Raw genomic sequence first — 14976 nt, 5'->3', positions numbered from 1 at the left:
ATTACTTCAGAGCGGCGAGCGCGGCATCGTAGTCAGGCTCCTGGGCAATCTCGGGCACCAGCTCCGCGTAGGCGACGTTGCCGTCGGCGCCGATGACCACGACGGCCCGGCCGAGCAGACCCGCCATCGGGCCATCGGTGATGGTGATCCCGTAGTCGTCTCCGAAGCTGTCCCGGAACGCCGAGGCGGTCACCACGTTCTCGATGCCCTCCGCACCGCAGAAGCGACTCTGCGCGAACGGCAGGTCCTTGGACACGTTGAGCACGGTCGCTCCACCGGCGGCGGCGCGCTCGTTGAAGGTTCGCACGCTGGTGGCGCACACCGGGGTGTCCACCGACGGGAAGATGTTGAGCAGCACAGGCTTGCCGCTGAACTGGTCACTGCTGACCGCGCCGAGGTCGGTGCCGGTCAGGGTGAAGGCCGGGGCGGACGAGCCGACAGCCGGCAGCTCGCCAACGGTGTTGATGGGGTTTCCCTTGAGGGTGATCTGTGCCATGCCGACCAGTCTGTCAAAGCCGACGCCGGTCATGTGTCCCAGGGGTCCATCACGGTGCGTGGCACCATCGGATTGTGATCGTGCTGCCCGACGGGGTCCTCGCGATGGCCGGCCGCGGACCCGCATGGCAGCGCTGGGTCGACGAGCTCCCCACGTCCGTGAGCAGCCAGATCCAGGAGTGGCAGCTCACCGCCGACGGCGCGGCACAACACGGATTCTGCTCGATCGTCCTGCCGGTCCGGACCGCGGACAGGACTCCGGCCATGCTCAAGGTCGCCTTTCCCGATGATGAGTCCGAGCACGAACACCTTGCACTGCGCCGCTGGGACGGCAAGGGAACCGTCCGGCTGCTGCGTGCGAACCCGTACCGCCGCGCGATGCTGCTAGAGCGGCTGCATGCGCGAAATCTCAATGACGTCTGGGATCTCGAGGCGTGCGAGATCGTGGCAGGTCTGTATCGCCGGATCCATGTTCCGGCACCACCCCAGCTGCGCCCGCTGGCCGGATACATCGAGAGGTGGAGCGCAGACCTCGCGGCCCTGCCACGCAGTGCCGCGCTGCCGCACCGTCTGGTCGAACAGGCGCTCACCCTGAGCGCCGATCTGGTCTCGGACCCGGCGAGCACCGGGACGCTCATCCATGGCGATCTGCACTACGAGAATGTCCTGGCCGCCGACCGCGAGCCATGGCTGGTCATCGACCCCAAGCCGATGAGCGGCGATCCGCACTACGAGATCGCACCGATGCTGTGGGACCGCTGGGGTGAGCTCGCCGGTTACGTCCGCGAAGGTGTGCGGCGCCGTTTCTACACCGTGGCCGAGGCCGCCGGATTGGACGTCGACCGCGCGCGGGCGTGGGTGATCGTACGGACGATGCACAACGCGATGTGGGAACTCACCGAGAACGAGACGCCGGACGCGAAATGGCTGACCACCTGCGTGACCGTCGCCAAGGCGGTCCAGGAATAGCCGGGATCGGATTCATCCCTCCGCCGCGGAATGTCGGTGTGATGTATCAGGACATCGGTGACAGTTCTGCATCAGGACATCGGTGACAGTTGATGTATCAGGACATCGGTGACGGTTTCTCGTTTTTGAGGCGCGGACCGCGGGGGCGTCCGTTGCCGACGTACTTCACGCCCGGTGCGGGTCGGGTGTGTTCGATGAGGACTTCGCCGTGCAGGTCGGTCACGATGACCTTGTCGTCGACGCTGACAACCAGGACTTGCTGGAAGGCGCGTTGTGCGTCGACTCGGTAGCTGACGGAGTCCAAGCTGATGTTGCCTATGGAGCCCACCGTCCGGATGACGGTGTTGGCGGGCAGATCGACGGGCGACTGTGCTCGCGGGAATTGGTATCGCTTCGGGACGGGCTGTGCATAGGCCGGCCGATCGATTGTGGGGCGGGGTGGATCTGCCTTGGGGGTCCCTTCCCAGGCGGTAAGCGGGGTGATGCGCCCGGGCAGGCCTTGATGGGGGCGCTCGGTGTTGTAGATGTGGTCGAAGGCATCGACCTGGGCTTGGAGCTCGGCCAGTGTGTCGGCCAATGGCTGCTTGTCGAGGTAGCGGAACAGGGTCTGGTGGAAGCGTTCGTTTTTGCCCTGCGTGGTTGGTTTGTAGGGCTTTCCGGTGATCGCCTCGATTCCGAGTGCGCTCACGTGAGCGACGAGTTGGCCCACATATCCTCGCCGTGACGGGTTCAGCGCTGATCCGTTGTCGGTCAGCAGCCGTTGGGGCACGCCATGGGTGGCGATCGCTTTGTCGACCACGGCGATCGCCGCCTCGGCGGTTTCGCTCCAGGCCACGTGCGAGGCGACCGCGTAGCGGGAGTGGTCATCGATGAGTTGGAAGATCACACACGTGCGTCCACTAGTGAGCACGTACCCGGTGGCGTCGAGTTGCCAGCACGCGTTCGGGCACGGATAGACAAACCGTCGCCACGCCGAGCGGGGCTTCTTCTTCGGCTCCACACGAGCCACACCAGCCTCACGGAAGATGCGCGACAGCGCGGCTGTGGACGGAACCTCATCGAGGCCCATCGCGCGCATCTTCTCGTACACGCTGATCGGCCCGTGATCCAGACCGGAGACCTCCAGCGCGGACCGCACGGCCACGGCGCGGGTTTTGACCTCATCGCTCAGCGTCGACGGGCTCGACTTCGGTCGGCGTGTCCGAGGTTCGAGAACCGCAGCCGGCCCGTCAGTCTTGGCGCGTTTACGTAACTCGTAGAACGAATTTCGTGATATGCCATGCTCGGCGCAGAACGTCGAGACCGCCCCACGCGGCGCGTCATCAGGCCACTGAGAGATCGCGAGGCGGACACGAGGATCGATGGGTTCATTGACAGCCACCCCCGCAGCCTCGGCGCAGAAGTGTCACCACCAAGAACCCTCGAAGTGTCACCGATGTCCTGATGCAGAACTGTCACCGATGTCTTGAGACATGACACGCGGAATGTCGGACCGCGCCGGTAAAATCGCACACATGTTCGATAGGGTCGGGTTGGCGGAGATGGGCGATGAGGCGCTCGTGTCCGCGTTGACGGCCGCGACCCGGGCCGAGGCGATGGCGGCCGCGGAGCGGTTGGCGTTGATCGGTGAGGTGATCGCCCGCCAGTGCGATGGCGAGGACGATGATCACGCCCATCAGGTGATCGACGGGTGGGCCTGGGCGCAAGCGCAGGTGGCGGCGGCCTGCAACCTGAACCCGTATGCGGCGTCCAAGCAGATGCGCATCGCCCAAGCGTTGCGTGACCGGCTGCCCCGCACCGCCGCCCTGCTCGCGTCGGGGACAGTGTCGGCGACGGTGATCGATGCCATCACCTGGCGCACCCACCTCGTCGAGGACACGGATGCGCTGGCCCTGATCGACACCGCGATCGCCGCCGAGGCCGGCGAGTACGGGGCGCATTCGGAAAAGCAGCTGATCACCGCCGTCGACGTGTGGGTGGAGAAATTCGACCCCGACGCCGTCGTGAGGTCTCGTCGGGCCGCCAAGGACCTGTATGTGGAGTTCGACGATAAGGACGACCCGAACGGGGTTGCCTCGTTCTGGGGTCGGCTGCGGGTCACCGACACAAAGGTCCTCGAACAACGGCTCAACGCCCTCGCCGACACCGTCTGCCCGAACGATCCGCGCCGCCGCGGGGAACTGCGGGCGGCCGCGTTGGCCGCGCTGGGGGCGGTCGGCCCCACGTTGGAGCGCCTGACCTGCGCGTGCGGGAACCCCGACTGCGAGGGCAGCGGGAAAGACCCCCGCGCCGGGGCGGTGACGATCTATGCGCTGGCCGATCAGATCCCCGCCGCCGGCCAGGACACACCCCAGCAGGGTGTGGCGGGTGCGGCGGGCAGCCCGGAATCCCAGCCCGACACCGAGACCGTGCCTGAATCCGGCGGTGACTCCGAGCCGCAGACACCGGCCGCGGAATCTGACCCCGCGGCCCCCGCGGCCTGCAATCCCAGCCCCGCAGTGATGCTCGACGGCGCCATCATCCCCGCACACCTACTCGCCGAACTGGCCACCGGGGGCGCCAAGGTACAGCCGCTCACCGAGATCGCCGCCCTGCCCACCGAACCCCGATACCGGCCCTCGGCCGCGCTGACCGCGTTCGTCCGGATGCGCGCCATGACCTGCTCATTTCCTGGCTGCAGCCGGGCAGCGCACCGCTGCGATCTGGATCATCTGATCCCGTGGCCGGCCGGGGCCACCCACCCCGCCAACCTGGCCCCGCTATGTCGTCTGCACCATATGCTCAAAACGTTCAGCGGCTGGGAACCCACCGCGAAACCCGACGGCAGCATGCACTGGCACGCACCCACCGGGAATACCTACACCAAGGCTCCCGGTGCGGCAATCCTGTTCCCGCACCGGAACATCCACACACCCGTCCCCCGCAGACGCGCGATCACCCTCCTCGACGACACCGATCGCCACACCGTCCGCACCCGAACGACAATGCCGGTCCGCCCCCGCACCCACGCCCAAGACCGCGCCCAACGCATCAAAGCCGAACGAGCACACAACGCCACCGCCCGCGCCCTCGAACACACCCACAGCGACAGCGACCCGCCCTTCTGAGAGCGAAGCGACGCGACTCAGCCCGTCACACTGACCGGCAACGACAACATCCCGCGCAACGTCACGTTCGGCTTGTACTGAGGGTCACCGCCGAGCACAGCCTGCGGGAATCGCCTTGTCACCGCGGACAATGCGATCGAGGCTTCCAGGCGGACCAGCGGCGCACCCAGACAGAAGTGGGCGCCGTGCCCGAAACCGAGGTGTCTGATATTGGCCCGGTCGGGATCGAAGACATCCGGATTCTCATTGACCAACGGATCGCGGTGCGCGGCGGCCAGCAGCACGATGATGGTGTCGCCCTCGGGGATCACGGTGTCCCCGAGCTTCATCTCCTCGGCGGCTACCCGGCCCAACAGCTGAGCGGGCGGGTCGAAGCGCAACGTCTCCTCGATGACGCGCAGTGCCCGCGACGGATCGGCCCCCAACGCCGTCCACTGCGTACGGTCCCGCAGCATCGCCAGCACCGAGGTCGCCATCAGACTCACCGTCGACTCGTGTCCGGCGATCAACAGCAGGTTGCAGGTCGAGATGATCTCGTCCTCGCTGAGCTGGTCGCCGGATTCCTCCACCGCGATCATCGCGGAGATCAAATCGTCGCCGGGGCTGCTGCGGCGCCGGCTGATCAGCTCGCGGAAATACTTGCGGAGCCACTTGCCGGCCTCGATGCGATCGGTGAACCCCTCGGGCACATCGCCGGTCGCCGTCAGGAAGGGATCGACGGTCTGGGCGAGCAGGGTGGACGCGTGCCCGAATTTGGGTTCATCCTCGACCGGCACGCCGAGCAACCGGCAGATCACCGCCACCGCAACCGGGTAGGCAAGGCCGCTGACCGCATCGAATTCGCCGCGCTCCTCCGCGGTATCCAACAGTCCGTCGACGGTCGCGACGATCTCGTTGCGCAGCTCGTTGATCACCCGCGGTGCGAACGCCTTGGCCACCAGCTTGCGCAGCCGGGTGTGGTCCGGTGGATCCAGGAACAGGAATGCCGGGGTGCGGCGCTTGTCGACCAGGCCGGCCAGCCCGAACGGTCGGGGTTCCTCACCGGCGGCGATCTGGCGTTGCGCAATGGCGGATTTCATCCGGTCACTGGACGAGGCCGGATGCCGAATCGCGGCATCGCAATCGGCGTAGGAAGTCAATACGGTCAGACTGATCTCGGGAATCTGCAGCGGACCGTGTTCACGCAACGCGCGATACGCCGGGTAGGGGTCGACACGGTTCGACGGAGCAAGGGCCTGCCCCAACAGGACCGCCGGTTCGGACACCGAAGTCATCTCCTCATTGTGCAATTGCGCTTTCCAGCCGTGACCGCCACCACCGGATTCTGTCCGGATCGGACACCGTATACCGGTCCAGCAACTCCGGCAACGGAGCCGGCGACATGGGCGCAACCGGTAGAAAGCCGTCGTCGGGAATCAGTCTGCGGGAGTCGGCCACCAGATCCCCGTCCAGCAGCGTGCCGGATCCCAGGGTGCCGGCGTACGGCAGGTCCGGCAGGGCGCCGGCCAATGCCACTCCGGCCGCCACACCGATGCTCGTTTCGATGCCCGAGGTGACGGTGCACGGCAACCCGCATGACTCGGCGATCCGCAGTGCCCGCCGCGCGCCGCCCAGCGACCCGCAGTGCAGAACGGCGATATCGGCGGCCTGGGTCAGCGCGGGATCCCCCAACGACTGCTCCAGAGATTCGTGGATGGCGATCGGAACATCGACCCGCCCTCGTAGCGCGGCGAGTTCCGCGGTGTGCCGGCACGGCTGCTGGACGAACTCGAGCCCCCCTGCCGCGTGATCGAGCACCGGGATGGCGGTTGCCGCGGCATCGACCGACCACCTGCCCTTGGCGTCACAGCGGATGCGACCGTCCGGGCCCAGCGCGTCGCGCACTGCCGCGACACGGGCAACGTCATCGGCGGGTGTGCCGGCCGGATCGGCGACCTCGACGCACGCCGTCCGGCAACCGGATGCCGTCACCAGGTCATAGGCGCGTTCCGGGTTCGTTGCGGGCACGGTCACGGCCACCGGTACCCGTCCGCGTCGGGCATCCGGCCACCCGACGGTGCCGGGCTCGGTGGCCGCGGTCAGCCAACGCACCAGCAGACGGTCGGGGCAGCCAGGCGGTGGGCTGAACTCCCCCCAGCCCTGCGGTCCCTCCACCAGGACGCCTTCGTGTGTGGTGGCGCCGTCGCGGAAGGGGATGGCGAACACCGGTGCGGTGTCCAGGTCGATCAGCGTCTGCACAAGAACTGCACGCTAGTCGAGTTCGTGCCACGACGAGCACAGCGACGGAAAACACCCCGGAGTGCGGGCTGACATCACCGAAGCGCGTACAGCGGCACGAGCATCTCGGCGGGCGTCAGCGAACCGTGGTGTCCGACGAGCCGGGACTGCAGCGGTTCGGCGCCGGACCGGATGATGGCGCGGTCACCGTCGGCCACCACCACGACATCGCCGATCCGCGGTTGCACCGGGGTCAGCACGGTCGGCCCGAACCAGCCGGCGCCGATCACCTCGGCACGGGTCAGGACCGTGAAATCGGTGCCCAGTGCCTCCCGCCAGGCCGCTGCGACATCGGGGGCCGCCCCGGCGTCGGTGTACACATGTCGTGCGCGGGGCTCGCCGCCCAATGCGCGCACACCGGCACGCAGGTCGGCGCGCTGATCGAAATCCACCGGATCGCCGACGTGCACCATGCCGTGATCCGCGGTGACGATCAGCGCGGAGCCGGGTGGCAAGCGCTCGGTGATCAGGCGGATCGTCAGGTCGATCTGCTGAAGCTCCAGCGCCCACGACTCGGATGCCGGTCCCCGCACATGTCCGGTCAGATCCAGGTCGCCGTGGTAGGCGTAGACGAGGCTGCGGTCCCCGGCGGCGAGCGCGTCGATCACCCCCTGCACCAGGTCGCCGGACGAGAAGCTGGGCCGGAAATCGCCGCCGCGCAACGCCGCTCGGGTCAGTCCCGAACCCGCCTGGTACATCGGCGCTACCTGGGTCACCACCACGCCATCGGCGGCTGCCCTCTCGAACGCCGTCGCCGATGGCTGAAATTGCTCGGGGACAACCTCTTTGAGCAGATCAACCTTGGGTCCCTCACCCATCAGCCGCCATTTCAGCGGGTTCATCAGCCGATCATGATCGGGCACCGCCAGCAGGTAACCGACAAGTCCGTGCTCACCACCGGGCAAGCCGGTACCCAGCGACGCCAGGCTTGCCACCGTGGTACTCGGGAAACCCGCGGTCAACGAGCGCGCCGGCAGGTCGGCCAGAAACGGTGCGGCCTCGGGTCGGGCCGCGACAAGTTCGGCACCCATACCGTCGACCAACAGGATGGCCACCCGGCGCACCCCGTCGAGCCCGAGCCCGATCCGGTCGGATTCCCCGGCCACCCCCAGCACGCCGAGGACCGATGGGACCAGATCGGCGAGGGCGCCGGTGCCATACCGCGGAGTGACGAACATGGCTGCCAGATTATGCGGGAGGCCGCGGTCGGCGGGTGCCACTAGGCTGACCGCATGTCGAGCGTGCTGACAGTCAACATCGCCCACCCGCGCACCAACCCCGATACCTTGAAGAAGCCGACCGGTATCGACAAACGGCCCGCGCCAGCGGCCGTCGAGGTGCGCGCGCCCGGTCCCATGCGGGGCGGGTTGGGCAGCGGACTGGTCGGCGACCTGGTGAGTGAGCAGAAGCACCACGGCGGCGACGACCAGGCCGTGTACGCCTACGCCAGGGAGGATCTCGACGCCTGGGAGAGCGAACTCGACCGTCAGATCGGCAATGGTGTCTTCGGTGAGAACCTGACGACCGCGGGTATCGATGTCACCAACGCGGTCATCGGCGAGCGGTGGGCCGTCGGTGACGGCGGGCTGGTGCTCGAGGTGACCCGGCCCCGTACGCCCTGCCGCACCTTCGCGAAATGGTTGGAGATCGACGGCTGGATCAAGACGTTCACCGATCGCGGCATGCCCGGCGCCTACCTGCGGGTCATCACCCCCGGGCCGGTGCGGGCCGGCGATTCGATCCGGATCCTCGAACGCCCCGACCATGACGTGACGATCGCGGTGGTCTTCCGCGCGATGATGACGGATCCCAGCCTGCTACCCGCATTGCTCGTCGCCGAGGCTCTGCCGGAACCCTTGAAGGACAAGGCGCGCCGTCGCGCGCACGCCTAACGTGCCGCGGGCAGCTCCGCCGCGATGAGCCCGGCGATGCGCTCGGCAATGTAGCGATGGCCGCTGTCGGTGGGATGCACCCCGTCGACCCCGATCAGTTCGGGCCTGCCGACGAACCAGCGTTCGACGAGCGGATCGACGAACCTGGCCCCCGAGGCCTGGGCGACGATCGCCAGGGCATCGCGGATCTGCATGATCCGGACCGGCACATCGGCCGTGGGCCACGGGGGCCCGATCACCAGGAAGCGAGCGGTCGGCGCTCGGCGTCGCGCAAGTTCGAAAGCGTTCCTGGCCAATCCGGCCACCTCGATCGCGTCGACCGGCTGGTCGTTACGGGATCCGAAGAACACCACGACGGCGTCATCGGGTCGGACCGCCCGCGCGGTCAGATCACCGAAGGTGCTGTTGTGATCACCGCGCACGCCGTAGCCGGCACGCCCCTCCGCCGCCACATCGGCCGCCACCGGCCTGCCCTCCTCGGCCAGGATCCGCCAAGCCAAGGACGGCCACCCGTTGACGCCGAGACCACCGAGATCGGTACCGGTGGTGTATGAGTCGCTGATCACCGCGATTCTGCTGAGCGTCGACTCCCGCCCCGCGAGCTGCACCGATGGTGCACTCGGCGGAACCCCGGCGATCAACAGAGCGAGCGAGACCACCACCACGGCCACACGGCGCACGACATCCTCCTGCTCGAAGTACCCGGGAAAAGCCTACTGGAACGTGCAGATAAACTGCCGCACAAAAGTATTCGCGTCAGGCCGACAACTTCGGCTCGACCCGTCCGCTGTCGGCAGACTTCATCGCCGGGACCGTGCCTCTGATGTCCACCATGCGTCGCATCCAGTGCCGAGCCGGCTCCTCCACCGCGTGGTACAGCAGCGCAGAACAACCCAATGTCACCGCGAAGACCGCCGTCAGCAACCACGGTCCGGCCGGACCGGCCAAGATCAGCCCGAACTGCTCGGCCGTCCAGTTCCACGCGGTGTGCACGAGTTCGTGAACCATGTACAGGCTGAACGAGATCTGTCCGCCGTAGACCAGCACCCGGGTGGACAGCAACCTGGGCAACGTCCCGGCCCCGATGGCCAGCATCACCACCAGCGGGACGAATAGCAGATCCACCACACCGCCGCTGTCGATCACATCAGGTATCGGGTGAGCATCCAGCCAGTACAAGGTGGCGATGATCATCGCCACCGACACCGATGCGCCCACCCCGGCCAGCATCCGGGTGCGGTCGCTGGGATCGAGGCGCCGGACCGCCGCGCACGCGATGGCCCCGGCAGTGAACTGCAACAGGATCCGCGGCAGCCAGCTCCACGGTGTGTAGAACTGACCGCTGGCCAAGAGAAACATCACCGGCGGCAGGGTGGTGGCGAACGCCAGCAACAACAGGCTGCGGGCGCGGGTGGCCCGCGCCAGCCGGAAAATCACCAGCGCCAGGAAGCCGAAAATCAGATACGCCAACCATTCGGCGCTGATCGACCAGGCCGGACCGTCCCAGCTGGAACCGTCGAAGTACGGCTGGAACCACAGTTGGACCAGAAAGAGCTGACGGATGTAGCTGGTGGCGGTCAGGGTGTCGGCGTTCTCTGCGGGGACGTGTCCGACGTTGAGCGTGAAGATGATCCACAACGCGGCCAGATGCAACGTGACCAGGTAAACCGGCCACACTCGGGCCAGCCGCATCCAGAGAAAGTGCACGGTGTCGCGGGTGGACCAGGACGGCCCCATCCGGTCCAGATAATTCCAGGCCAGGACGAAGCCACTGAGGATGAAGAAGAGGTCGACGCCCTGGGCTCCGCTGTTGAGCACGGGTGCCAGCGCGGAGCTGACGTCGGGTGCCGCCTGCTCCAGCAGAGGGCGGAAGTGGAAGAACACCACCCACACGGCGGCGAAGAGACGAAGACCGGTGAGGGCCTTGATTTCTCCGCTGCGCACGACACTCTTTCCGGGTTCCGGTTTTTACTTGCGCTTACGCGCTGACCGGGCGGACCGCTCCCCTACGTCCAGACAGCCGGCAGCCATCGAAGAATAACAGCGCCAGCGGCGTGGCTGCGTGAGCCCGAGACCGGGTGGTTGCTGGGAGTCACGATCCGGGCGCGGAAGGCGGCGCGGGTGCAGGCTGGGGCGGGTTCGCCTCGTACTGGGCAGCGTTGCGGTTCAGCGTGTCCATATAGAGCTTCCACTGCAGCGCGGCCATCACCGGGGACATGCCGGGCGGGGGCGGCGGCTGGTTGGTCAGTGTCCACGGCTGGCACCCGGTGGTCTTGAATGCGCCGTCGTCGGGCTTGATCTCCACGATCTGGGGTTGTTTGGTGAATGCCCGATCCAGCGTTTCGCCGGGTTCGCCTTCGGTGACGACCGGTGCCATCCGCCGCCACGAGCAGGTGCCGTCGGGGAACGGCCCGGCCGAGGCGTACACGCCGGGCACGATATCGCTGCCCACCCGGTAGGTGCCGTCCTTGTCGATGACGTTGCGCGGGGCCGCCGGAGCGGCGGGCTCCGCACTCGCCGGCGGCGCCGGGGGTGCCGGCTCGGCGGGCTCGGCCACCGCGGGTCCGGCGGCGATCAATCCGGCGACAGCGAGCCCGGCTGCGGTGATCATCGGCAGTTTCAACCCCATGTCAAGCCAGGGTAGGCCGGGATCGGCGCAAACCGGAATTCCGTGGGTAGCGTCACAGTCATCGCAGGTCGGGAGCGCAGCGGGCGTTTGCTCGGCGCGGACGCGATATCGACGAGACGTAACTCTGTTATAGGGGCTAAGCTCTCACTTACCTAAGCTAATCTCTGGCGAAGGTGAGGGTTTTCGACCACGCCGGCCTCGACCGGTCTTCAACGGCGCCCGGCAGGTCACGACGGGGTGAGAACAGGCAGCGGGGGAACTCGATTCTCGATGGCGACGATTCTGAAACGCGCGTGGATCCCTCTGGTCATCGTGGCGGTGGTGCTGGTCGCGACGTTCACCGTGATGCGGGTGCGGACGTTCTTCGGAACCGGTCCCGGGTACATCTCGACGGAGAACAGCGCCTCCGATGACACCGAGCCGTTCGACCCGAAGGTCGTCAAGTACGAGGTGTGGGGTGAGCCCGGCGCCACGGCCAACGTCAACTACATGGATCTCGATGCCCGTCCGGTGCGCGCCGACAATGTGACCCTGCCGTGGGAGATCACGCTGAGCACCACCGCGCCCTCGGTGTTCCCGACCATCTCGGGTCAAGGTGATGGCAGCACGTTGTCGTGCCGGATCACCGTCGATGACGAGGTGAAGGACGAACGCACCGTCAACGGCGTCGGCGCCCACACCTACTGCCTGGTCAAGAGCGCATGAGCGAGCGCAGCGAGCCGCGCACCGACGCCATCCCGGTCGCCGAACCCCAGCACCGCGGGCTCATCCCCCGCACCATCCGCACGCTCGCCGTACCGATCATCCTGGGCTGGATCGCCCTGCTGGTGATCCTGAACACCGTCGTCCCGCAGCTCGAAGAGGTCGGGCAGATGCGCGCCGTGTCGATGAGCCCGGAGAGCGCGCCCTCGATGATCGCCATGAAGCGGGTGGGTTCGGTCTTCGAGGAATTCAAGTCCGACAGTTCGGCCATGATCGTGCTCGAGGGCGACGAACCGCTGGGCGAGGCGGCGCACGCGTTCTACGACGACATGATCGACAAGCTGGAAGCCGATACCAAACACGTCGAACACGTCCAGGATTTCTGGGGCGACCCGCTGACCGCATCCGGGGCGCAGAGCGCCGACGGCAAAGCCGCCTACGTCCAGGTGTATCTCGCGGGTAACCAGGGCGAGGCGCTGGCCAACGAGTCGGTGGAAGCGGCTCAGGAGATCGTCGGCGGGCTCACTCCGCCACCCGGCGTGCGGGCATATGTGACCGGTCCCTCGGCGCTGGCCGCCGACCAGCACATCGCCAGCGATCGCAGTGTCCAGGTGATCGAGATGCTGACCTTCACCGTCATCATCGTGATGCTGCTGATCATCTACCGATCCCTGGTCACCACGGTGCTGGTGTTGGCGATGGTCGTCGTCGAACTCGGCATCACCCGCGGCGTGGTGGCCTTCCTGGGCTATCACGAAATCATCGGTCTCTCGATGTTCGCGGTGAACCTGCTGGTGACCCTGGCCATCGCCGCCTCCACCGACTACGCGATCTTCCTGATAGGCCGATATCAAGAGGCACGCGGCGACGGTGAAGACCGGGAATCCGCGTACTACACCATGTTCCACGGCACCGCGCACGTCGTACTCGGCTCGGGCCTGACCATCGCCGGCGCCACGTTCTGCCTGCACTTCACCAAGCTGCCGTACTTCGTGTCGCTGGGTATCCCGCTGTCCATCGGCATGGTGGTCGCCGTGCTCGCCGCCCTCACGTTGGGGCCCGCAGTCATCTCGGTCGCCAGCAGATTCGGCAAAACGCTGGAACCCAAGCGCACCATGCGGACCCGCGGTTGGCGCAAGATCGGTGCCGTCATCGTGCGCTGGCCAGGACCGGTCCTGGTGGCGACCATTGCGCTGTCGATGATCGGGCTGCTGGCATTGCCCGGCTACCAGACCAACTACAACGACCGCAAATATCTCCCGCAGGACCTGCCCGCGAACGTCGGGTACGCCGCCGCGGACCGGCATTTCTCCCAGGCCCGGATGAACCCGGAACTGCTGCTGATCGAGAGCGATCACGATCTGCGCAACTCCGCGGACTTCCTGGTGATCGACAAGATCGCCAAGTCGGTCTTCCGGGTGCCCGGAGTCGGCCGGGTCCAGGCGATCACGCGTCCGCAGGGGACCCCGATCGAGCACACCTCGATCCCGTTCCAGATCAGCATGCAGGGCACCACGCAGAAAATGAACGAGAAGTACCAGCAGGACATGATGGCCGACATGCTCAAGCAGGCCGACGACATGCAGTCGACCATCACCAACATGGAAAAGATGAGCGCCATCACCGTGCAGATGGCCGCGGTGACGAATTCCATGGTCACCAAGATGAAGGCGATGACGCTCGATATCGCCGAATTGCGGGACAACATCAGCAATTTCGACGATTTCTTCCGGCCGATCCGCAACTATTTCTACTGGGAACCGCACTGTTTCAACATTCCCGGCTGCTGGGCGCTGCGCTCCATCTTCGACACCCTCGACGGTATCGACGTCATGACCGATGACATCCAGGCGATCATTCCGGACATGGAGCGGCTCAACGCGTTGATGCCGCAGATGGTCGCGTTGATGCCGTCGATGATCGCGACGATGAAGAATATGAAGACCTACATGCTGACCATGTATCAGACCCAGAAGGGCATCCAGGATCAGATGTCGGCGATGCAGGACAACTCGTCGGCCATGGGTGAGGCCTTCGACGCCGCGCAGAACGACGATTCCTTCTACCTGCCGCCGGAGACCTTCGAGAACGAAGACTTCAAGCGCGGGATGAAGAACTTTCTGTCCCCCAACGGGCACGCCGTCCGATTCATCATCAGCCACGAGGGCGACCCGATGAGTCCGGAGGGTATCGCACACATCGAGGCGATCAAGCAGGCCGCCAAGGAAGCCATCAAGGGCACCCCGCTGGAAGGTTCCCGGGTGTACCTCGCCGGCACGGCCTCGGTGTTCAAGGACATGGCCGAGGGATCCAAGTGGGATCTCATCATCGCCGGAATCGCCTCCATCGGGCTGATTTTCATCATCATGCTGATCATCACCCGAAGCGTGGTGGCGGCCGCGGTCATCGTCGGCACGGTCACGATCTCGCTCGGTTCGGCGTTCGGTCTGTCCGTGCTCATCTGGCAGCACATCATCGGGATCCCGCTGCACTGGATGGTGTTGGCGATGGCGGTGATCGTGCTGCTGGCCGTCGGCGCGGACTACAACCTGCTGCTGGTCGCGCGACTGAAAGAAGAGATACACGCCGGCGTGAACACCGGCATCATCCGTGCGATGGGCGGCACCGGTTCGGTGGTGACCTCGGCGGGTCTGGTGTTCGCGTTCACGATGATGTCGATGGCGGTCAGTGAGTTGACGGTGATCGGACAGGTGGGCACCACGATCGGTCTGGGTCTGCTGTTCGACACGTTGGTGATCCGGGCGTTCATGACACCGTCCATCGCGGCGCTGTTGGGTAAATGGTTCTGGTGGCCGACCACGGTGCGCAAACGACCGGTGCCGGTGCCGTGGCCCAAGCCGGAACCGGTCCCGGCCGGACACTCTGGGCAGGAGACGAGTTGACG

13 protein-coding genes are annotated in these 14976 nt (G+C 66.4%); 5 read left to right on the top strand and 8 right to left on the bottom strand.

Annotation, left to right across the window (positions count from 1 at the left end; genetic code table 11):
- Position 1: 1 nt before the first annotated feature.
- A complete protein-coding gene (gene tpx / locus A7U43_RS15800; RefSeq protein WP_068002826.1) occupies positions 2–496 on the bottom strand; it encodes a thiol peroxidase in 495 nt (164 codons plus the stop codon).
- A gap of 74 nt (positions 497–570) precedes the next feature.
- On the opposite strand from tpx, the gene A7U43_RS15795 reads away from it, so the two are divergent.
- Positions 571–1464: an aminoglycoside phosphotransferase family protein gene (locus tag A7U43_RS15795; RefSeq protein ID WP_067997065.1), complete on the top strand. Its 894-nt coding sequence runs from the start codon at positions 571–573 to the stop codon at positions 1462–1464.
- A gap of 97 nt (positions 1465–1561) precedes the next feature.
- Here the strand turns inward: A7U43_RS15795 and A7U43_RS15790 are convergent, their stop codons facing one another.
- Positions 1562–2845, bottom strand: a complete 1284-nt coding sequence (locus tag A7U43_RS15790) for an IS481 family transposase (protein WP_067995862.1) — start codon at positions 2843–2845, stop codon at positions 1562–1564.
- A gap of 133 nt (positions 2846–2978) precedes the next feature.
- On the opposite strand from A7U43_RS15790, the gene A7U43_RS15785 reads away from it, so the two are divergent.
- On the top strand, positions 2979–4571 hold the full coding sequence (locus A7U43_RS15785; RefSeq protein ID WP_082902426.1) for an HNH endonuclease signature motif containing protein: 1593 nt from the start codon (positions 2979–2981) through the stop codon (positions 4569–4571).
- A gap of 17 nt (positions 4572–4588) precedes the next feature.
- Here A7U43_RS15785 and A7U43_RS15780 read toward each other — a convergent pair whose 3' ends face one another.
- The 3 genes from A7U43_RS15780 to A7U43_RS15770 form a co-directional block, all read right to left on the bottom strand.
- Entirely contained in the window at positions 4589–5845 is a 1257-nt protein-coding gene (locus tag A7U43_RS15780; protein ID WP_067997060.1) for a cytochrome P450, read from the bottom strand.
- Between the two features lie 4 nt (positions 5846–5849).
- Positions 5850–6809: an o-succinylbenzoate synthase gene (locus tag A7U43_RS15775; protein WP_067997057.1), complete on the bottom strand. Its 960-nt coding sequence runs from the start codon at positions 6807–6809 to the stop codon at positions 5850–5852.
- A gap of 74 nt (positions 6810–6883) precedes the next feature.
- Positions 6884–8026: an alkaline phosphatase family protein gene (locus A7U43_RS15770; RefSeq protein WP_068002824.1), complete on the bottom strand. Its 1143-nt coding sequence runs from the start codon at positions 8024–8026 to the stop codon at positions 6884–6886.
- Positions 8027–8080: 54 nt separating this feature from the next.
- Here A7U43_RS15770 and A7U43_RS15765 point away from each other — a divergent pair, with 54 nt between their 5' ends.
- Positions 8081–8740: an MOSC domain-containing protein gene (locus tag A7U43_RS15765; protein ID WP_067997056.1), complete on the top strand. Its 660-nt coding sequence runs from the start codon at positions 8081–8083 to the stop codon at positions 8738–8740.
- Here A7U43_RS15765 and A7U43_RS15760 read toward each other — a convergent pair.
- The 3 genes from A7U43_RS15760 to A7U43_RS15750 form a co-directional block, all read right to left on the bottom strand.
- On the bottom strand, positions 8737–9420 hold the full coding sequence (locus A7U43_RS15760; RefSeq protein WP_067997054.1) for an Rv0518 family GDSL lipase: 684 nt from the start codon (positions 9418–9420) through the stop codon (positions 8737–8739). The genes A7U43_RS15765 and A7U43_RS15760 overlap by 4 nt on opposite strands.
- Before the next feature lie 76 nt (positions 9421–9496).
- Complete coding sequence (locus A7U43_RS15755) at positions 9497–10684, bottom strand: acyltransferase family protein (protein WP_067997050.1); 1188 nt, start codon at positions 10682–10684, stop codon at positions 9497–9499.
- A gap of 148 nt (positions 10685–10832) precedes the next feature.
- Complete coding sequence (locus A7U43_RS15750) at positions 10833–11369, bottom strand: hypothetical protein (protein WP_156525934.1); 537 nt, start codon at positions 11367–11369, stop codon at positions 10833–10835.
- A 270-nt stretch (positions 11370–11639) separates the two neighbouring features.
- Here A7U43_RS15750 and A7U43_RS15745 point away from each other — a divergent pair, with 270 nt between their 5' ends.
- Positions 11640–12074, top strand: a complete 435-nt coding sequence (locus A7U43_RS15745) for an MmpS family transport accessory protein (RefSeq protein WP_067997047.1) — start codon at positions 11640–11642, stop codon at positions 12072–12074.
- Entirely contained in the window at positions 12071–14974 is a 2904-nt protein-coding gene (locus tag A7U43_RS15740; protein ID WP_067997044.1) for an MMPL/RND family transporter, read from the top strand. Before A7U43_RS15745 ends, A7U43_RS15740 begins: the two co-directional genes overlap by 4 nt.
- Positions 14975–14976 lie beyond the last annotated feature (2 nt).

This window comes from Mycobacterium adipatum (genome assembly GCF_001644575.1).
GTDB lineage: Bacteria > Actinomycetota > Actinomycetes > Mycobacteriales > Mycobacteriaceae > Mycobacterium > Mycobacterium adipatum.
This window is presented reverse-complemented; position numbering and strand designations above follow the sequence as displayed.